The organism is Citrobacter sp. LST-B2 (assembly GCF_057983045.1).
Map to the genome: position 1 here is coordinate 4,839,804 of NZ_CP192598.1, position 20,223 is coordinate 4,860,026.

20 protein-coding genes are annotated in these 20,223 nt (G+C 54.5%); 7 read left to right on the forward strand and 13 right to left on the reverse strand.

The window, feature by feature from the left end:
- Nucleotides 1-115: 115 nt before the first annotated feature.
- Complete coding sequence (glpX, locus tag ACQ0PY_RS23280) at nt 116-1,126, forward strand: class II fructose-bisphosphatase (RefSeq protein WP_042998921.1); 1,011 nt, start codon at nt 116-118, stop codon at nt 1,124-1,126.
- Nucleotides 1,127-1,222: 96 nt separating this feature from the next.
- Nucleotides 1,223-1,969, forward strand: a complete 747-nt coding sequence (gene fpr / locus ACQ0PY_RS23285; protein WP_044257466.1) for a ferredoxin--NADP(+) reductase — start codon at nt 1,223-1,225, stop codon at nt 1,967-1,969.
- Nucleotides 1,970-1,975: 6 nt separating this feature from the next.
- Here fpr and ACQ0PY_RS23290 read toward each other — a convergent pair whose 3' ends face one another.
- Nucleotides 1,976-2,404 (reverse strand): DUF805 domain-containing protein, encoded by a 429-nt coding sequence (locus ACQ0PY_RS23290; RefSeq protein WP_042998919.1) that lies wholly within the window; start codon nt 2,402-2,404, stop codon nt 1,976-1,978.
- Between the two features lie 100 nt (nt 2,405-2,504).
- On the opposite strand from ACQ0PY_RS23290, the gene ACQ0PY_RS23295 reads away from it, so the two are divergent.
- Nucleotides 2,505-3,101 carry a YiiQ family protein gene (locus tag ACQ0PY_RS23295; RefSeq protein WP_044328380.1) on the forward strand — a complete coding sequence of 199 codons (597 nt, stop codon included), beginning with the start codon at nt 2,505-2,507 and terminating at the stop codon, nt 3,099-3,101.
- 112 nt (nt 3,102-3,213) lie between these two features.
- Nucleotides 3,214-3,981 carry a triose-phosphate isomerase gene (gene tpiA, locus ACQ0PY_RS23300; protein WP_042325562.1) on the forward strand — a complete coding sequence of 256 codons (768 nt, stop codon included), beginning with the start codon at nt 3,214-3,216 and terminating at the stop codon, nt 3,979-3,981.
- 42 nt (nt 3,982-4,023) lie between these two features.
- On the opposite strand, the gene ACQ0PY_RS23305 is transcribed toward tpiA, so the two are convergent.
- From ACQ0PY_RS23305 to cpxP, 11 genes are all read right to left on the reverse strand, one after another.
- Nucleotides 4,024-5,496, reverse strand: a complete 1,473-nt coding sequence (locus tag ACQ0PY_RS23305; protein WP_042998917.1) for a DASS family sodium-coupled anion symporter — start codon at nt 5,494-5,496, stop codon at nt 4,024-4,026.
- A gap of 112 nt (nt 5,497-5,608) precedes the next feature.
- Nucleotides 5,609-6,913 carry an SLC13 family permease gene (locus ACQ0PY_RS23310; protein WP_109739655.1) on the reverse strand — a complete coding sequence of 435 codons (1,305 nt, stop codon included), beginning with the start codon at nt 6,911-6,913 and terminating at the stop codon, nt 5,609-5,611.
- 85 nt (nt 6,914-6,998) lie between these two features.
- Nucleotides 6,999-7,721, reverse strand: a complete 723-nt coding sequence (locus ACQ0PY_RS23315) for a GntR family transcriptional regulator (protein WP_043001793.1) — start codon at nt 7,719-7,721, stop codon at nt 6,999-7,001.
- A 62-nt stretch (nt 7,722-7,783) separates the two neighbouring features.
- Nucleotides 7,784-8,824: an ADP-ribosylglycohydrolase family protein gene (locus tag ACQ0PY_RS23320; RefSeq protein ID WP_042998913.1), complete on the reverse strand. Its 1,041-nt coding sequence runs from the start codon at nt 8,822-8,824 to the stop codon at nt 7,784-7,786.
- An 18-nt stretch (nt 8,825-8,842) separates the two neighbouring features.
- Complete coding sequence (locus tag ACQ0PY_RS23325) at nt 8,843-9,793, reverse strand: PfkB family carbohydrate kinase (protein ID WP_046401643.1); 951 nt, start codon at nt 9,791-9,793, stop codon at nt 8,843-8,845.
- Between the two features lie 10 nt (nt 9,794-9,803).
- The gene (locus tag ACQ0PY_RS23330) at nt 9,804-11,138 is read right to left on the reverse strand and encodes an MFS transporter (RefSeq protein WP_042998911.1); all 1,335 of its coding nucleotides are present in this window, start codon (nt 11,136-11,138) and stop codon (nt 9,804-9,806) included.
- 265 nt (nt 11,139-11,403) lie between these two features.
- Nucleotides 11,404-12,159, reverse strand: coding sequence for a CDP-diacylglycerol diphosphatase (locus ACQ0PY_RS23335; protein ID WP_042998910.1), 756 nt, complete (start codon nt 12,157-12,159; stop codon nt 11,404-11,406).
- Between the two features lie 102 nt (nt 12,160-12,261).
- A complete protein-coding gene (gene sbp / locus ACQ0PY_RS23340; RefSeq protein WP_044257458.1) occupies nt 12,262-13,251 on the reverse strand; it encodes a sulfate/thiosulfate ABC transporter substrate-binding protein Sbp in 990 nt (329 codons plus the stop codon).
- 202 nt (nt 13,252-13,453) lie between these two features.
- Nucleotides 13,454-14,416 (reverse strand): 6-phosphofructokinase, encoded by a 963-nt coding sequence (gene pfkA / locus ACQ0PY_RS23345; protein ID WP_042998908.1) that lies wholly within the window; start codon nt 14,414-14,416, stop codon nt 13,454-13,456.
- Nucleotides 14,417-14,600: 184 nt separating this feature from the next.
- Nucleotides 14,601-15,503, reverse strand: coding sequence for a CDF family cation-efflux transporter FieF (gene fieF / locus ACQ0PY_RS23350; protein ID WP_042998907.1), 903 nt, complete (start codon nt 15,501-15,503; stop codon nt 14,601-14,603).
- 148 nt (nt 15,504-15,651) lie between these two features.
- Nucleotides 15,652-16,152: a cell-envelope stress modulator CpxP gene (cpxP, locus tag ACQ0PY_RS23355; protein WP_043001792.1), complete on the reverse strand. Its 501-nt coding sequence runs from the start codon at nt 16,150-16,152 to the stop codon at nt 15,652-15,654.
- Between the two features lie 150 nt (nt 16,153-16,302).
- On the opposite strand from cpxP, the gene cpxR reads away from it, so the two are divergent.
- Together cpxR and cpxA are read left to right on the forward strand one after the other, a co-directional pair.
- The gene (cpxR, locus tag ACQ0PY_RS23360) at nt 16,303-17,001 is read left to right on the forward strand and encodes an envelope stress response regulator transcription factor CpxR (protein ID WP_001033731.1); all 699 of its coding nucleotides are present in this window, start codon (nt 16,303-16,305) and stop codon (nt 16,999-17,001) included.
- The gene (gene cpxA / locus ACQ0PY_RS23365; RefSeq protein WP_044257455.1) at nt 16,998-18,371 is read left to right on the forward strand and encodes an envelope stress sensor histidine kinase CpxA; all 1,374 of its coding nucleotides are present in this window, start codon (nt 16,998-17,000) and stop codon (nt 18,369-18,371) included. Before cpxR ends, cpxA begins: the two co-directional genes overlap by 4 nt.
- A gap of 116 nt (nt 18,372-18,487) precedes the next feature.
- Here cpxA and yiiM read toward each other — a convergent pair whose 3' ends face one another.
- Nucleotides 18,488-19,162, reverse strand: coding sequence for a 6-hydroxyaminopurine reductase (gene yiiM / locus ACQ0PY_RS23370; RefSeq protein ID WP_042998904.1), 675 nt, complete (start codon nt 19,160-19,162; stop codon nt 18,488-18,490).
- 152 nt (nt 19,163-19,314) lie between these two features.
- Here yiiM and ACQ0PY_RS23375 point away from each other — a divergent pair, with 152 nt between their 5' ends.
- Nucleotides 19,315-20,205, forward strand: coding sequence for a dihydrodipicolinate synthase family protein (locus ACQ0PY_RS23375; protein WP_044257454.1), 891 nt, complete (start codon nt 19,315-19,317; stop codon nt 20,203-20,205).
- Nucleotides 20,206-20,223 lie beyond the last annotated feature (18 nt).

Sequence of the window (20,223 nt, forward strand, 5' to 3'; positions counted from 1 at the left end):
TACGGATGAGATTACGGTGCGGGGACAACCCCGCACACTCACCCTCTGATATCAATAATTTCCCCCTCTCCCCTGTGCTACACTTCGCGCCATTCCTTTCTGCTACGAGTTTGCTATGAGACGAGAACTTGCCATCGAATTTTCCCGCGTAACCGAAGCGGCGGCGCTGGCTGGCTACAAATGGTTAGGACGCGGTGACAAAAACACCGCCGACGGCGCGGCGGTTAACGCCATGCGCATAATGCTAAACCAGGTCAACATTGACGGGACCATCGTGATCGGGGAAGGCGAGATCGACGAAGCGCCGATGCTCTACATCGGTGAGAAAGTCGGTACCGGTCGCGGCGACGCGGTGGATATTGCCGTCGACCCCATTGAAGGCACACGAATGACGGCGATGGGCCAGGCCAACGCGTTGGCCGTTCTGGCCGTGGGTGACAAGGGTTGCTTCCTGAACGCACCTGACATGTATATGGAAAAGCTGATTGTCGGACCGGGCGCAAAAGGCAGCATCGATCTCAATCTGCCGCTGGAAGAGAACCTGCGCAATGTCGCCAACGCGCTGGGTAAACCGCTGAGCGAACTGACGGTGACGATTCTGGCGAAACCGCGTCATGATGACGTGATCGCAGAGATGGCGAAGCTTGGCGTGCGCGTATTCGCGATTCCTGATGGCGATGTTGCCGCGTCCATTCTGACCTGCATGCCGGACAGCGAAGTGGATGTGCTGTACGGGATTGGCGGTGCGCCGGAAGGCGTGGTGTCCGCCGCGGTGATCCGCGCACTGGATGGCGACATGCAGGGCCGTCTGCTGGCTCGTCATGATGTCAAAGGCGACAGCGAAGAGAACCGTCGCATTGGCGAACAAGAGCTGGCACGCTGCCAGGCAATGGGCATCGAGGCGGGTAAAGCGCTGCGTCTGGATGAAATGGCGCGCAGCGATAATGTTATTTTCTCCGCAACCGGCATCACCAAAGGCGATCTGCTGGAAGGGATCAGCCGTAAAGGTAATATCGCGACCACCGAAACGCTGCTGATCCGCGGTAAGTCACGCACCATCCGCCGTATTCAGTCGATCCACTATCTCGACCGTAAAGACCCGGACGTGCAGGCGCACATCCTGTAACTGATTTGTTCGTTCGAGCCTTCCAGCCCCTCCGGGCTGGAAATCTTTCCGCCAACGAACGAAGATAAGGGAACGAGACCCGTACAGGAGAAAACCATGGCAGATTGGGTAACAGGCAAAGTCACAAAGGTACAGAACTGGACTGATGCTCTGTTTAGTCTGACCGTTCACGCCCCCGTTCATCCCTTCACCGCAGGTCAATTTACCAAACTCGGTCTTGAGATTGACGGCGAGCGCGTCCAGCGTGCCTACTCGTATGTGAATGCCCCTGACAATCCCGATCTGGAGTTTTACCTGGTCACCGTGCCTGACGGTAAGCTAAGCCCACGTCTGGCGGCACTCAAGCCCGGCGACGAAGTACAGGTAGTGAGCGAAGCAGCCGGTTTCTTTGTGCTTGACGAAGTACCGGACTGCGACACGTTATGGATGCTGGCAACCGGCACCGCCATTGGTCCCTATTTATCGATTCTGCAACTGGGTAACGATCTCGAACGTTTCAAAAATCTGGTACTGGTCCACGCCGCACGATACGCCGCCGATTTAAGCTACCTGCCGCTGATGCAGGCGCTGCAAAAGCGCTACGAAGGCAAACTGCGGATCCAGACGGTGGTGAGCCGGGAGACCGTCGCGGGTTCACTGACCGGCCGCATTCCGGCATTGATTGAAAGTGGCGAACTGGAAAAAGCGGTAGGCTTACCGATGGATAAAGAGACCAGCCATGTGATGCTGTGTGGAAATCCGCAAATGGTTCGCGACACACAGCAGTTGCTGAAAGAGACCCGGCAGATGACGAAACACCTTCGTCGCCGGCCAGGCCATATGACCGCCGAGCATTACTGGTAATACGGTTCAGGGCGCTGATTTAAACGCGACATCCTGCGTGTCTTTACCGTATTTATTTTCGCCCTGGGTGCCAACAAACGCCCCCAGGTCGATAAGAGTCATGATGAGGATAAGCGTCGGCGCAAACCGTCCGACCACCCATTGCCACATCCCCGGCAGAATAGCCCAGTTACCGGCTAACAGCATCCAGGCAAGAATAATCAATAACGCCCACAGCCCCGAACGCCCACGATCGTGCAGACGTTTCACCGTAACCGCTGCCGTCGGCCAGAGCAGACACACTAGGGCAAAGGGAGCAATCTGATCGGGAAGTAATTTTTGACTCTCGAGCGAAAACAGAACCACCATGCTGACAATCCACAGCGCAATCCAGATCCAGAAATCACGGCGTCCAATACGCCCTTTAAATGAGAATAACCACTGCTGTAGGGTCATGTCTGTTCCTTTAAAATGACTATCTTCGACAGTTTACCCTTTTGACAAGCCAGACGGTTATCGTTTTAATCGTGGACAGTCATAACGAAAGGTAAGATTGATGAAGCCAGGATGTTCACTGTTTTTATTATTGTTTTCTGCGATGCTCTCCAGCCCTCCGGCGCTGGCGGCTGAGCCATTGGCGGCCACCACCGCACCGTATTTACTCGCCGGTGCCCCCACGTTTGACCTTTCGATCAGCCAGTTTCGCGAAAACTTTAATACGCAAAATCCGAAGCTTACCTTAAATGAATTCCGCGCCATCGACAGTAGTCGCGACAAAGCCAACCTCACCCGTGCGGCCAGCAAAATAAATGAAAACCTGTACGCCTCGACCGCTCTTGAGCGCGGAACGCTGAAGATTAAGAGCATGCAGATAACCTGGCTGCCGATTCAGGGGCCGGAACAGAAAGCGGCGAAAGCCAAAGCGCAGGAATATATGGCGGCAGTGATCCGCACGGTCGCCCCCTTATTGACCAAAGAGCAGAGCCAGAAAAAGCTGCAAAAGCTGCTTACGTCGGGGAAAAATAAGCGCTATTACGCGGAGACCGAAGGCGCAATTCGCTATGTTGTCGCAGATAACGGCGAAAAGGGGCTGACCTTCGCGGTTGAACCGATTAAGCTGGCGTTATCTGAAAATCTGGACAGGCCCAATTGATGATAAAAAGCAAAGCCTTTCCGGGGAGTGATCTCTATACTGTTTCACAGACCATGCTGCCCTGCGGGGCGGCCATCTTCCTTAATTCGCTGACAAAGCGTGGAGAATAGAAATGCGACATCCTTTAGTGATGGGTAACTGGAAACTGAACGGCAGCCGCCACATGGTAAACGAACTGATTGCTAACCTGCGTAAAGAGCTGGCTGGCGTCGCTGGCTGTGCGGTAGCGATCGCACCGCCAGAAATGTATATCGATCTGGCAAAACATGCTGCGGCCGGTAGCCACATCCTCCTGGGCGCACAGAACGTTGACCTGAACCTGTCCGGCGCATTTACCGGTGAAACAAGTGCTGAAATGCTGAAAGACATCGGCGCACAGTACATCATCATCGGCCACTCTGAGCGTCGTACTTACCACAAAGAGTCTGACGAACTGATCGCGAAAAAATTCGCTGTGCTGAAAGAGCAGGGTCTGACTCCCGTTCTGTGCATCGGTGAAACCGAAGCTGAAAACGAAGCGGGCAAAACAGAAGAAGTGTGCGCACGTCAGATCGACGCCGTTCTGAAAACACAGGGTGCTGCGGCATTCGAAGGCGTAGTTATCGCTTACGAACCGGTTTGGGCAATCGGCACCGGCAAATCCGCAACGCCAGCGCAGGCACAGGCTGTTCACAAATTTATCCGTGATCATATTGCCAAAGCGGACGCGAAAATTGCTGAGCAGGTCATCATCCAGTACGGCGGTTCCGTAAACGCAGCTAACGCGGCAGAACTGTTCACTCAGCCTGATATCGACGGCGCGCTGGTTGGCGGTGCTTCTCTGAAAGCTGACGCTTTCGCCGTGATCGTAAAAGCAGCTGAAGCAGCAAAACAAGCTTAAGTTGTGTAGTCGGGGGGACCTCTCCCCCGACTTATCCCCGTATTACCAGTATCCCAGCCAGTGCCACCAGAAAGCCCCTGTCACCGCCCAGATAGTCAGGTTTACCACACTCATCACTAGCCCCGTCTTCCACCATTCCGCCAGAGTGGCATAGCCAGAGCCAAAAATAATCGGCGCAGTGCCCGTACCGTAGTGGGTGAGCGACATCATCAGCGAAGAAGAGAAACCGAGCATCAGCCCCAGCAGGGCCGGTGGCGCGCCCAGACCTAACCCCGCGATGAAGAAGGCGGAGAACATGGCCGTGATATGCGCCGTGGTGCTGGCGAAAAAGTAATGAGAGTAGACGTAAAGCAGGATCAACAGCAGTGTCGCAATACTCCAGTGGACGCCAAGATGATTGATTGCCATCCCCACACTGGTCGCAAGCCAGCCGACCAGTCCCAGTTTGCTGAGGAAATCCGCCATCATCACCAGCGCGGCAAACCAGACAATGGTATCCCAGGCACCGCGGCACTTCAGGATGTCCTCCCAGTGTAATACCCCCGTCAGCAACAGAATCGATAAACCGATCAGCGCCGCACTGGTGGGGTTAACGGTCCAGCCGCTGCCCATGATCATCGCGGGAACGCCAGCCCACAGGCAGAGCAACAAAATGAACACCGCCAGCGTGATTTTTTCCGCCAGCGACAGTGGGCCGAGAAGATCCAGCTTTTGCCGGGCGAACTGCGGCGCATTGGGTGTGCGGGTAATGGCGGGTGGATAGAGCCACCAGATGACGATGGGCATCACAATCAGCGAAACGACCGCCGGAAGAAGCGCCGCAATGGCCCACATCCCCCAGGTCATATTCAGTACCCCATCCGTTCCCTGGGACAAAAAGGTGACAATGAGGGGGTTAGGGGCGGTTGCGGTGATGAACATCGCTGAACTGATCGGGTTAATGTTGTAATTCACCAGCGCCAGATAGCGCCCCGTTGAGCCATTTTCGCTATTGCCGGGCTGCGATCCAAGGCTGTCGGCAATGGCGCGCATCACCGGGTGAATAATGCCGCCGCCGCGTGCCGTGTTACTTGGGGTGACGGGGGCAATCAGCGTTTCCGCGAGGGTTAATGCCCACGCGATACCTAAGGTTCGCTTACCAAACAACGCAATAAATCCGTAGCCGATACGCGCCCCAAGTCCTGTTTTCAGCAAGCTTTGCGACAGCATGATCGATAAACCAATCAGCCAAATCAGTTGGTTGGAAAAGCCACTCAGCGCATCGTTAAGCGCTGCCGCAGGCTTACCGGGATTCGTCACACCGGTCATCGCCACCAGCATGATCGCCACAACAGCAATCGCCCCGATGGGCATCGCTTTGCCGATAATGGCCGCAATCGTACCGATAAACAGCGCCAGCAGATGCCATGCCTGTGGCGTCACGTCCGCAGGACAAGGGATGATAAACCAGATGGTCAGTGTGATAACCATCGAGATGATGGCGGGCCAACCGCGAATGGGGGTCAATCTATCCATGGTTCAATCCTTGAGTATCCTGCGCATAAGTATGCGTTTCAGTATTAACCGTCATTCGTGCAGGTAAAACTCACCACCCTCTCACAAAACTAAAATAATCAGGCAATTAACACTACAATTTTCCTAATAGATTAAACCATGCATAGTCCAGTGGCAGCAGGATCAGATACGTCGTCAGCGCCAGCACCAGACACAGGAGCAGCCCGGCTCTCGCTGGCACCCTGCCTAACGCCATCGCCACCACAATAGGTGATGCCTGATACGGCAGTAGCGGCGTTGAATAGCCCAGCACCTGAATCATAATCACCGACAGCAGCGGGAATTGCGTTGCCTCAGAAAAGCTCTGCGCCAGAGTGGTATACAGCGCCGGAACGCCGTTGGCGGTCATAATGAAGTTAAGCGCAGTGGTGATGCCGGTCAGGGCGAGAAAACTGGTGAACGGTTTCTCCGGATCCAGCGGCATCACGTGCAGCAGCGCTTCACCGACCGCATCGCCAATACCGGTTTGCGTCACTACACTCGCCAGTCCAAGAATACCGGCAACATAAATGCAGGTACGGATGTTAACCCCCGTGGAAAACTCCTCTCCATTGATGAACCCGACACGCGGTAACAGGGTGATGACCGCTGCCGCCAGCCCGGTCCACGCCGGGCCAATGCCATGCCAGCTTTCGCTGACCCACATCACCAGCACGACTGCCAGCATCCAGGCCAGTCGTTTTTCGTCGCGGCTCATTGGCTCCGGTGGTGAGAATTCACGTGGTGCATGGGGTTTTCCGGGAAACAGCCAGCAGATCAGCGCAACCAACAGTCCACCTTTCAGCCAGCCTAATACCGGCGTATGCAGCAGCAGATAAGGCAGATAGTTCAGGTGGATACCGTACGATCCTTCCGCCGCCCCGCTCATCACGAGATTCGGCACGTTAGCAGGCAAAATGGTGGCGGAAAGCTGAAAAGTGCCAAAACCCACAGCAAGCGCCAGACCATACCACGCACGGGTGCCATCGAGGATCCCGGCACGCTTCGCCATCGCTGCAACAACGGGCATCAGCAGCGCGATACGTCCCATATTGGAGGGCATTACAAACGCCAGTGCATAGCTCAGCAGCACCACGCTTGAGACCATCAGCGGCCAGGATTCCGTCAGCCGTGATGACAACGCTCTTGCCGCCCTGTCCGCCAGTCCGGTTTTGCGGATCGCCACGCCCAGCACAAAGCCGCTGAATACCAGCCAGAACGCCGAGGAGGCAAAGCCGCCAAAGATGACGTCCGGTGGGGCGATTTTTGCCACCATCGCCACCGTGAAGAACAGCAGCGCAGTGATAAATTCCGGTAATAGCGAGGTTGCCCAGAGCAGGATGGTGACAATCACCACCAACGAGGGCAGAAACAGAGGGTGTGAAAACCAGAGCGACATGCCTGTCTCCTGTTGTTTTTTTCAACAAGAATACGGGGGCATCCCCCTTCTGTAAACGCGCGTCTCCCCCTAAAAAAGCAGAGGGTCAGTGATAATGGATTTCGCCGAAGTAGTCAGACAGCACATAGTAGCGGCAATACTCAAAGGGATGCGCTTCCCCCGCCATAAACGTCTGGCGCGCCACGGAAAGGAGTGGTTTGTTCTCAGCAATCTGCAGCTTCTCGCATAAATCAGGACTGGGCAGAATGGCATCGACCTTTTCGATCGCTGAGTCGCTTTTCACATTCAACAGGTGATAAAGCGAGGTATGGGCCAGTTCATCCGCTGTCAGGGTTAATCCCGGAAAGAAGGAGAGATCGAGATAAATTTTCTCGTGGTTAAACGGGCGATCGTTCAGGTATCGCACCCGAGAAATATAGAGATAGTGATGATGGGCCGGCAGGCTTAAACCATCTTCCTGCGCGTCGCGCGCCCGGCGTGTGGCGATTTCCAGAATGCGGTTCTCAACCGCCACGCTGGCATCACGCAGGTCGCTGGTGATCCCGCGAAAGGTATGACCATAGCTGACGCCTTCCGGCACCGCGCTCACCACGGAACCACTTCCGCGCTGAGAGGTGATCACACCGGCGTTGATCAACTCACTCCACGCCTGCTTCACGACGATCAGCGACACATTATAGGTTTGGGCGATCGCTTTTTGCGTTGGCAACTGACTCCCCAGCGGCAGGGTCCCGTTCTGGATCTGCTGGCAGATGATATAAAACAACTGCTTATACAGCGGAGTGAAACTCGTTTTATCAACCTGCAAGCCATTTACCTCGAAAGTCTGCCAGTCGGGGACGGTTGTCGCCGCCCCCGCAGGGCAGCGCACTACCCTTTAATCTGTCTGGCGAGTTCAGCCAAATCGAAATGATTCATACGATTAACGGTAGTTAAATAGTCGGCAGGAAAAGCATCAGCACCGTGCCAGGCGCCGGAGAGTGCCCCAACCATGGTGGCGACGGTATCGGTGTCATTGCCGATATTAACGGCGGAAATAATAGCATCAACGGCCGAATCCGGACAACACGCGAACAGACCAAACGCGGCCGGAACCGCCTCGCTGACGTGCAACCCGGACCCGATGATATCGGCAATCTCAACAATCGCCGTCTCCCAATGGGCGTGCCGCTTACCGATCGCTACCGCCAGTTCAATACGACGCGCCACCGACGGCCCGGCAACCATCATCGCGCCCTGTTCTGCCGCCAGCGCATAACCCCTGTCAGCGCCGTAAATCCCGGCCGCAATGATGCTTTCCGCACTCGCCACGGACTGTAACGCCTCGCTGGTTGCTGCCGCCATCGCCGCTGCGCCAGACATCGCCAGTACGTTATTATGGGTAAAGCGGCAGATTTCCAGCGCAGTCTGAATCGCTTTTTCTATGTCGCCAGGATGCAGTACAGCGGCAGGCCAAATCTTCATTGCCGCGCCGTTGGTGGCTTCCGCATTCCCCTTATTGATAATCTGTACCGACTGTTTCTCACCTTCCAGTTCCCCCTGCAGGGACACGCGATTATCGTTAAATATGGCTTTCATCGCGGCTCGGGTGGTTGGCCCGGTAAAATTGGCGTAGTACGGATAGGCCAGCCAGCGCTGGAAGGCTTCACGCATTGCTTCATCGCTCACCTGACGATGGTGCTGTAGCAGGGCGTCCATGATGTACTTCGCCTGAATAAAGTCATCGGTACACATTCCGGCTTCGTTACAGCGACCAAACGTATCGGCGGGCGGTTTCTCAAAACCGGTCACCCAGCCACCAAAGTATTCGCGAATTTGTTGCTGAGTACGCACTTCGGTCGCTGCGCCCATCGCGTCCGCCGCAGCGGCACCAATCAGGCAGCCCAGTATTTTGTTAATTTCAACGTGCATGAATGACTCCTTAACGGTTTAGCATATTTTTTCCAGTGGATGACTGGCGCGAAAAGCCGCGAGCTGTTCAGGATAAGGCAGCGCGGTCATCGCCCCTTTTGCCGTGACCACCATCGCGCCGCAGGCATTGGCTGTACCGATCGCCTGCGCAAGCAAGTGACTGTCCCAGGAAGCGGCCTGTGAAAGGGTATAAAGCAGCCCGCCGACAAAGGCATCGCCCGCTCCGGTGGTGTCCACCACGGAAATTTTCGCGGCCGGGAACGCGCATTCGCCCTCTGGCGTCACCAGGTACGCCCCTGCATCGCCCAATGAGATAACGGTGGTTTCACAGCCAAGTTCACGCATCAGATAGCGTGCGTCCTGCCAGCGTTCGACCTTACCCAGCCAACACAGCTCATCCGCAGAGACCTTGCAGATGGAGGCCAGCGCAATAGATTGTGCGAGTAAGGGGACGATTTCCTGGGTATCCCGCCACATGCTGACGCGCAGGTTAACGTCGAACATGACGTGCCCTCCCGCCGTCTTCATGCGTCTGGCGCCTTCCAGACACGCCTCACGCGCCGGACTGTCTGTCAGGCCAATCGAGCTGAAGTAAAACCACTCGTTGGCGCTGAAAGTCGGTAAATCCTGCACCGAGACAAAAGTGTCCGCGCCGGGATGTACCAGATAGGTAAAACTGCGCTCGCCTTCTGGCGTCAGATTGACGATCAGTACCGCGCTGGTTTGCTGTGGGTCGAGGCGCAATGACCCCACACCTACCCCGTTTTCTGCCAGCGTCTGGCGGAGAAAACGTCCGGCGTCATCCTCCCCAAGACAGCCGATAAATTCACAGTCGCCACCCAGTCGCGCGATGCAAACGGCGACGTTAGCCGATGCCCCCCCCGGACATTTCAGGTAGGTGTCCGCGCCTTCCGGCACCAGATCCACGGACGCGTCGCCAATCACCCAGACTTTTTTGAGATGACTCATCTGCTCCTCCTCACGCCTGACGCTGCGCCAGTTCACTCTGGATATCGCGGTAATAATCGTTGTTGATCAGATACTTTTTCATCACCACGCCAACCACCAGATGGAAGACGGCAGGGATGAGCGTCATCATCAGCGCAATCCCGGTCAGCGAGCTTGCACTCTGCTGGACATCCGCCTGGTAGCCGAAGTGGCTCAGCAGGAAGCCAAGGACGCCGCCGGCAATCCCCATCCCGAATTTCTGAAAGAACAGAATGCCGCCGAAAGCCAGTCCGGAAACGCGTAGCCCGGTTTTCTTCTCGCCGTAATCGACGGCCTCCGCGATGGAAGACCAGAACACCGGCATTTGCATGTCGCAGAAGAAGTTGATGAGAAAGTAAAAGACAAAGGCGAGGATCAGGTTCTGCTGCCCGACGCAAAGATACATGCCGATACTCAGCGCGAAGGTCATCAGTTGGGTGTAGCGGAACATTTTTATTTTGTCCCAGAACTTAGTCACCCACGTGGTCGCAATCATCGCCAGAATAGACGCCACCACGCCGACGGTCAGGAACGGTGAAATCAGGCTGTCACCGCCATTCAGATAATATTTGGCGTAATAGGCCGCGACCGAACCGCGGATCACGTAGCCGCACATCAGCAACATAATCACCACGCCCAGAATCAGCCACTGGTCGTTACGCAGTAAATTCGCGAACTGCTGTTTGACGGACAGTGACGGCAATTCAGGCTCGCTGCGTTCGCGGGTGGTCATAAAGCAGAAGATAAACAGCACGGCGCCCATCGCCCCCATCAGGCCCATAGAGAGCTGATAACCCAGCGCTTTATTGCCCTGTCCCAGCCAGACCGCCAGCATGGGAACCACAATCGTCACCAGAAACGCGGCGATTTTGGTCATCACAAAACGATACCCGTTGGCGCTCAGACGCTCGCCCGGATCGTCCGTGATGACACCAATCAGAGAGATATAAGGGATAGTGATCGCCGTATAGACCAGCGTCATCAGAATGTAAGTGAAATAGGCCCATGCCAGCTTCGCCATATACGCCATATCCGGCGTGATAAACATCAGATAGACGGCAAAGCCAAATGGAATGGCAAACCATAACAACCATGGACGATAGCGTCCCCAGCGGGTCGACACTTTGTCGGTCAGCATTCCCATTGCCGGATCGATAATGGCATCGATCATCCGCACCACCACCAGCAGCACACCCACATCCGCTGCCCGTAAACCGTAAATATCCGTGTAGAAATATGCCAGCAGTAGCTGCATGGCAATAATCACTACGTTGATCGCCATATCCCCGGCGCCGAAACCTATTTTTTCCACGATAGACAATTTCATATCGGTATTCCTTTTGCGCCGTTCAGCGCAAGAATGTCGAAAAAAGGATGACGTAACTACGTGAAATAAAAGCTTTTATGATTAACGCATGACCCAGAAAACCAGGATCAGGCGTTATGAGGGAGTGTAATGGAACCACAAAAGATATAAAGGTATACCTTTATATCTTTTGACCGAATTCACATTATTTTAACCAACGATACATCTTCGCTGGCCTGAAGTGGGAGATTGTGCAAAAAAACGCCGACAACCGTCGGCGTGGCGATCAGGGCTGAGTCAGGAGCTTACAGTCGTGATCCTGAATTTCTTCTGCCGACGCCCGGTTAAACGCCAGCATGTTGCGCTGCGTGGCCAACAGAACAAAAGCGTCATCACTTTGACGCGCCAGCGCCAGCGCATAGCTGCCCATTCGCTCACGCGCTTCCGGCACCTCTTCGGCCAGCATCATAAACGGACTGCGCTGCGCCAGTTCGCTTTCTGTCACGCGACGGGCGAGATACTCATGCCCGCGCAGTCCGCCCGGCAGCGGTAACCAGCGGGTGCTGATTTTGGTCTGGTTAGCGTCCAGTTGCGCTCTGACATCAGGACGAAGGCAGGAAATATGGATGTGGAAATGGTTTTGCGTCCGTCCGCTGCGCGAATTGATTGCCAGCGACACGACGCTGTCCGGAATATCCTTGCCATACTTTTGGCTCATGAAATCGCGCGCCTGCCAGGCCAGCCAGAAGAAATTCGGCGTGTATTGTTCCACCAGCAACGGACTCTCGGTGCCATTAATGCGATAAGTCGGCATCAGCAGATATTGCAGCGGACCATTGCGATCTTTAAAGACCACATATCCAGCATCGGGCTTCACTTCGACACATGGCGCAGGGTTTTGATGCTGCAACTGGTTGGGCAGGCATTGCTCAAGCACAATCTTACGCAACGCATCCGGGTTTCCGGCCAGCTTCCAGTAGCCAAAACCTGCCGCAGCGGCAATAACGACAACGGCCAGTAGTCCATAGCCTGTTTTTTTCATAACGCGTTCCCTGTATCTCAACGGCCTGCAAGAGTAACGCAAAATGATGACAAATAAAAAAGCCCGGCGGTAAATACCCCGGGCTTCTTCTCCTGCCAGCTCTTAACGCTTGCTGATTTGATCGAACGTTCCGCCATTCGAGAAGTGTTCTTTCTGCGCTTTCGTCCAGCCGCCGAACGTTTCATCAATGGTAAAGAGTTTCAGCTTCGGAAACGCATTTTCGTATTTCTTCGCCACCTCTGCATCACGCGGACGGTAGTAGTTTTTCGCCGCAATCTCCTGACCTTCCGGTGAGTAGAGATACTTCAGATAGGCTTCCGCCACGGCCTGAGTGCCTTTCTTCTCGGTCACTTTATCCACAACGGAGACCGTCGGTTCAGCCAGAATGGATTCGCTCGGCGTCACGATTTCAAATTTATCTTTGCCCAGCTCATTGGTCGCCAGCAGCGCTTCGTTCTCCCAGGCGATCAGCACGTCGCCGATGCCGCGTTCGACAAAGGTATTGGTCGAGCCGCGTGCGCCAGAGTCCAGCACTTCGACATTCTTAAACAGCGCCTTCACAAAGTCCTGCGCTTTTGCCTGATCGTTGTTGTTGTGATGCAGCGCATAACCCCAGGCAGCCAGATAGTTCCAGCGTGCACCGCCGGAGCTTTTCGGGTTAGGCGTGATCACCGAAACGCCAGGCTTAACCAGATCGTTCCAGTCATGAATTTGCTTCGGGTTGCCTTTACGCACCAGGAACACAATGGTGGAGGTGTAAGGCGCAGAGTTGTCCGGCAGGCGTTTGATCCAGTTTTTATCAATACGACCACGCTCGGCAATCGCATCCACATCATAGGCCAGTGCCAGCGTCACCACATCCGCCTCAATGCCGTTAATCACCGAGGTCGCCTGTTTGCCTGACCCGCCGTGTGACTGACGAATCACCACGTTATCGCCCGTTTCTTGCTTCCAGTGTGCGCTAAACGCTTTGTTGTACTGCTCGTACAGCTCACGCGTTGGATCGTAAGACACGTTCAGTAATTGAATATCCTTTGCCAGAACGCCGCTGGATGCCAGCAGCAAAGTTAACCCCACGCCCCATTTGTTCATCGCCCAACTCTCTTATGTTGTGTTGTGATGAGCAAAGCGTGCCAGAAAGGTATCCAAACATTAAAGAATAAAAAAAGATTGGCTATAACGTGAGGGAATATATGGAGGGCTTATGCCGGATGGCGGCTGACGCCTTATCCGGCCTACAAGTCTTGCGATCTGTAGGCCGGATAAACGTAGCGCCATCAGGCGCAGAGAAGAATCAGTACAGTTTCTTCGCGCAATCCAGCCAGTCACCTTTGAACGGACGCTTCATGTTTTCGATAGCATCGATGATGTCATGGTGAACCAGTTTTTCGTTCTGAATACCGACGCAACGACCACCGTGACCTTCCAGCAGCAGTTCAATGGCGTAAGAACCCATACGGGAAGCCAGGATGCGGTCATAAGGCACTGGAGAACCGCCGCGCTGGATGTGACCCAGTACGGTCGAGCGGGTTTCACGGCCCGTCTCTTTCTCAATGTAATGCGCCAGTTCGTCGACATCGCACATGTGCTCAGTGATTGCCACGATAGCGTGTTTCTTACCCTTCGCAATACCCGCTTTGATTTCAGCAACCAGATCGTCACGGCTGAATTCCACTTCCGGTACCACAACGAACTCACAGCCACCGGCAATCGCTGCCGCCAGCGTCAGGTCGCCACAGTAACGCCCCATCACTTCAACGATAGAGATACGCTGGTGAGAAGACGAGGTGTCGCGCAGACGGTCAATCGCTTCAACCACGGTGCCCAGCGCCGTAAAGTAACCGATGGTGTAGTCAGTGCCTTTGATATCGTTATCGATAGTGCCAGGCAAGCCGATGCACGGGAAGCCCATTTCAGTCAGGCGTTTCGCACCCATGTAAGAACCGTCACCGCCGATCACCACCAGCGCGTCGATTCCACGTTTTTTCAGGTTTTCGATAGCCACGGCGCGGACATTTTCGTCACGGAACTCCGGGAAACGAGCGGAACCCAGGAAGGTACCACCGCGGTTAATCATGTCGGACACGCTATAACGGTCAAGCTGCACCATGCGGTCTTCGTACAGACCCAGGTAGCCATCATAAATCCCCATGACTTCCAGTCCTTCCGTCAGTGCTGCGCGCACCACACCACGGATTGCTGCGTTCATGCCCGGCGCATCACCGCCGCTTGTCAACACACCGATTTTCTTAATCATGACTACCTCTGAACTTTGGAATGCAAAATGAAGTCTGTTGCCGGAAGTCGATCCTGCATAGCGAGACGATCCAACGAATATGCAAATAGTATAACAATCACGTCCTGCTGAATTGATTCAGGTCAGGCCAAATGGCGGTAATTTATACACAAAATGCGGGCCTGGCTCTCTTTTTTACGCTCACTTACGAAAGCTCAAACCTTTTGCCTTCCCTGGGAACGACGGAACACGGGTCCTGATGGATAATGACATCGGAGCCCGGAAAACGCCGTAAAATCGCCTGCTCTACCTGTTCAGCCACAACATGCGCCTGAACGAGCGGCAGATTATCTTCCATTTCCAAATGAATCTGAATAAAGCGGGTCGGCCCTGACTGCCGCGTACGGAGATCGTGAGCACCACTGACGCCAGGCCATGATGTCACGATGTCAAAAATTTCCTGACGTTCTTCATCGGGTAATGCGCGATCCAGTAACGACTGCACGGCATCATAACCCATGCGTAACGCGCTATATAAAATATAGATGCCAATCCCCAAAGCAAACAACGCGTCTGCACGATGCCAGCCGTACCAGGCCAGACCGAGCGCCACGAGAATCGCACCGTTCATCATAACATCAGACTGATAATGAAGCATATCCGCCCTTACTGCCTGGCTTTGCGTCCGCTTCACCACCCAGCGCTGAAACGAGACCAGCACCACAGTACATATCAGGGCGATAATGGTAACCACAACCCCCACGCCGGGTTCGTTCATCGGCGTGGGGGTAATCAGATGCTGGATACCCGTTAAAAATAAAAACAACGCCGAACCGGAAATAAACATGCTTTGCGCCAGCGCAGCCAGTGATTCCGCTTTGCCATGACCAAAGGTATGTTCATCATCCGCGGGCTGCAGCGAATAGCGCACCACTAACAGGTTAGTGAGCGACGCGGCAATATCCACCAGCGAGTCGACCAGGGCCGCCAGAATACTCACCGACCCGGTGTACCACCACGCAAAAATTTTGATCAAAAGTAACAGCGATGCCATCACTGTCGCGGCAATGGCCGCCCGACTGACTAACCGCCCATAGGATTGATTCATAAACACTCCTGCCATTTCATGCCGGTAGTATAACGGATGGTGTAAGACAATCAGTGATTATGACGATGACAATTTGCAGGCAAAAAAAACCCCCACATCATGTGGGGGAAGACAGGGATGGTGTCTATGGCAAGGAAAACAGGGTTTACTACTGGGAACGTGAGTTGCTACTACTCAATAACTTCAACGAAGAACTTTTTTGCCAGTGCGTCACGTCGCGCAATTGCTCCATTCTTTGTTGGTGCTTCTCGTTTAAAACCGCTTGCTGCTCGGGGGTAAGCAGGCGATACATCTGGTTGCGAACGCGGGCCATTTCGACCTGTCTGGCAACCTGTGCCTGCGCCATTTTTTCTGCCTGAGCGCGTACAGCGGTTTCATCAAAATTTTCTGCAGTAATAAGACGATGCATCGTCTCCATTTCGCTAACATTAACAGGCGGCTGCTCATGGCGGGCCTGTTGCATCAGATCTCTCATCTGTTGACGTTGATGTTCGGTTAAACTTATGCCGTCAAACATATGGCTCTGTACAGTGCGCGGCGCAGAGGATTCTCCCGGGTGCCAGTTATCGCCTGTAACGACTTCAGCTGCATGGCTAACCGTACTGAGTGCCAGCGTTGAGGCCATGACGGCAGCGGTAACTTTGCGCATCATTTGCTCCCAAAATCTTTTCTGTCGCGATTCAACGAGAGACAGTTTACGATTCGGGCTGCAAACATGCGTCAGGGGGTGTAAAACAACGTAAAGTCATGGATTAGCGACGCCTGATGACGTAATTTCTGCCTCGGAGGTACTTAAACAATGAATAAAATCCTGTTAGTTGATGATGACCGAGAGCTGACTTCCCTGTTAAAGGAGCTGCTCGAAATGGAAGGCTTCAATGTGCTGGTTGCCCATGACGGGGAGCAGGCGCTTGAGCTTCTGGACGACAGCATTGATTTACTTTTGCTTGATGTGATGATGCCGAAGAAAAACGGTATCGATACGTTGAAAGCGCTTCGCCAGACACACCAGACGCCCGTAATTATGCTGACCGCCCGCGGCAGCGAACTGGATCGTGTACTCGGCCTTGAGCTGGGTGCAGATGACTATTTGCCGAAACCGTTTAACGATCGTGAACTGGTCGCCCGTATCCGCGCGATCCTGCGTCGTTCGCACTGGAGCGAGCAGCAGCAGAGCAGCGATAACGGCTCGCCGACGCTGGAAGTGGATGCCCTTAGCCTTAACCCGGGCCGCCAGGAAGCCAGCTTTGATGGTCAGACGCTGGAGTTAACTGGTACCGAATTCACCCTGCTCTATCTGCTGGCGCAGCATCTCGGCCAGGTGGTATCGCGTGAACATTTGAGCCAGGAAGTGCTGGGTAAACGCCTGACGCCTTTCGACCGTGCCATCGACATGCATATCTCCAACCTGCGGCGCAAACTGCCGGAGCGGAAAGACGGGCATCCGTGGTTTAAAACTCTGCGTGGTCGCGGCTATCTGATGGTTTCCGCTTCATGATAGGGAGCTTAACCGCGCGCATCTTTGCCATCTTCTGGTTGACGCTGGCACTGGTGTTGATGTTGGTACTGATGTTACCCAAGCTCGACTCACGCCAGATGACCGAGCTACTGGACAGCGAACAGCGCCAGGGGTTAATGATTGAGCAACACGTAGAAGCTGAACTCGCGAACGATCCACCCAATGATTTGATGTGGTGGCGTCGCCTGTTCCGTGCGATTGACAAGTGGGCGCCGCCAGGACAGCGGTTATTGCTAGTGACTACAGAAGGACGCGTGATCGGCGCTGAACGCAGCGAAATGCAGATCATTCGTAACTTTATTGGTCAGGCGGATAACGCCGATCATCCGCAGAAGAAAAAGTACGGTCGCGTTGAAATGGTGGGGCCCTTCTCCGTCAGAGACGGGGAAGATAACTACCAGCTTTACCTGATTCGACCAGCCAGCAGTTCCCAATCCGATTTTATCAACCTGCTGTTTGACCGCCCGCTGTTGTTGCTGATTGTCACGATGTTAGTCAGTTCTCCGCTGTTGTTATGGCTGGCGTGGAGCCTGGCAAAACCGGCGCGTAAGTTGAAAAACGCGGCGGATGAGGTGGCTCAGGGTAACCTGCGTCAGCATCCGGAACTGGAAGCCGGTCCGCAGGAATTTCTTGCCGCAGGCGCCAGTTTTAACCAGATGGTGACCGCGCTGGAGCGGATGATGACCACGCAACAGCGTCTGTTGTCTGATATCTCACACGAACTGAGAACCCCGCTCACCCGTTTGCAACTGGGGACCGCGCTGTTGCGTCGTCGCAGCGGCGAAAGTAAGGAGCTGGAGCGTATTGAGACGGAAGCGCAGCGTCTGGACAGCATGATCAACGATCTGCTGGTCATGTCGCGCAATCAGCAGAAAAATGCGCTGGTCAGCGAAACGATGAAAGCCAATCATCTGTGGGGTGAGGTGCTGGATAATGCCGCCTTTGAAGCCGAACAGATGGGCAAATCGCTTACGGTGAATTTCCCGCCGGGACCGTGGCCGCTGTACGGAAACCCGAACGCATTGGAAAGTGCGCTGGAAAACATCGTCCGTAATGCCCTGCGCTATTCACACTCGAAGATTGAAGTCGGCTTCGCAGTGGATAAAGACGGAATTACGATCACGGTGGATGATGATGGTCCTGGCGTCAGCCCGGAAGACCGTGAGCAGATTTTCCGCCCGTTCTATCGCACCGATGAAGCACGCGATCGCGAATCCGGCGGCACCGGTCTGGGTCTGGCAATTGTAGAAACCGCCATTCAGCAGCATCGCGGCTGGGTGAAAGCCGAAGACAGCCCGCTGGGCGGTTTACGGCTGGTGATTTGGTTGCCGTTGTATAAACGTTCGTAACGGTATTGTGCCGGATAGTGGCGTAAACGCCTTATCCGGCCGACAAATCTCCACGAACGGTAGGTCGGATAAGCGTTGCGCCATCAGGCATTTTTTCCGTTGCCGGATAGCAGCGCTTATTTGCCCCACAAACGCCGTGATTGATCTTCGATTTTGCCGCTTAAACGACGCTTTTGCATCGTTCGCGTCCAGCTCTTCGACAGCCCCGCCGCTGACAGTAAACGATGGTACTGTTCATCATCAAAAGGCATATGCCAGGCTATGGCGATCGCCTCCTGTACGCTGACGTCGCTAACGCGGGAAACCAGCTCCAGTGGCGCATCGGCTGACACCATGCCTGGCGCAATCACACTACACAGCCAGCCCGTTTTGCCGCAGTTCTGCATCAGGCTCGCCATATCGCTAATACCAAAGTGGAAATTAAGCTTAAAGCACGGTGAGCGCGGCTGTGTGACCTGAATCAGCGCTTCGCCCCAACGGAAAATATCGCCAATATAGACATTGTGTTCCGTCAGGCCATCGGTAGAGAGGTTCTCACCAAACGCCGGGGCCACGAATTGATCCGCCTGATCGGGGAACTCCCGCGCCCAGTACAGATAATGTTCGCGCGGATAATGGCACAGCGCACGATCGGGCCCGCCGTGGATTTTCGTTTCTGCCTGTTCATCACCTTCCAGACCCAGTTCCGTCAGCATCAGTTCGCCATCGACCTGAATTTTGCCAATTGCACTGGGGCGGCTTCCCGCGTAGTCCTGAATCTTGCCGCTGAACACGTCTACTGGATATCGCATCTGGCCCTCTCCCTGATCAATTTGCCTTATTTAACCACAATTATTTTACCTCAACCGCGCAAAATGAGAGCAAGGTTCACACGACGCGCAAATATCCATGCTATCAATGGAAGTGATTTTGAAACGGCATTTCATAATAAGGAGTCAACAACGTGACAGGTCAAACGCAGTTTGCTGGCGTCTGGTGCCCCTCCATTACGCCAATGGATCAGGATGGTAATATCGATCTCAACGGTCTGAGCCAACACCTTCAACGCCTCACTGACGCAAAAATCGACGTGATTTTGCTGATGGGCAGTATCGGAGAGTTCGCTTCCTTCACCCTTGACGAACGCCTGCTGTTGATTCGCGAGGCGCGCGGCATGAGCCCATTGAAGATGGTGGCTAACGTCTCCTCCACCTGCATCCACGATGTCTTGCGGATGGCGCAGGAAGCGTATCGCACAGGCTACGATGCAGTGATGGTTCTGCCACCCTATTACTACGGTCAAACGCCGAAGCAACTGCTGAGCTACTTCCGCCAGTTGGGGCAAAAGCTCAGCGGGAAATGGTTTGCCTACAACTTCCCGCCGCGCACCGGCAGCGACTTAACGCCGGATCTGGTTGCCCAGCTTGCCAGCGAGTTCCCGAACTTTGCCGGGATCAAAGATACCGTTGACTGTCAGTCGCATACCCGCAGAATGATCGAGGCAACGCAGGCCGTGCGTAACGACTTTGCCGTCCTTTCAGGCTATGACGAGTACTTCATTCCCAATCTGCTGGCTGGCGGCGCGGGGATTATCTCTGGGCTGAACAATGTGATGCCGGAGCTGTTTGTCAGCGCGCGTGAGGCGTTCAAGGCCGGTGACCTGGCGGCCCTTCGCGACATTCAGCAGAAAATTGGCGTATACATGTCGATTTATGCCATCGGCGAAGATTTCGTCACCACCATCAAGACGGTGGTATCGCGCAAGTTTGGCTATTGCACAGGGGTTTCACGCAATGCGGGCGGCGAGTTGAACGAACACGATTGCCGGACGATTGATGAGGTGTTTGGTCGTTAATAGACAAGGCCCGGTGAG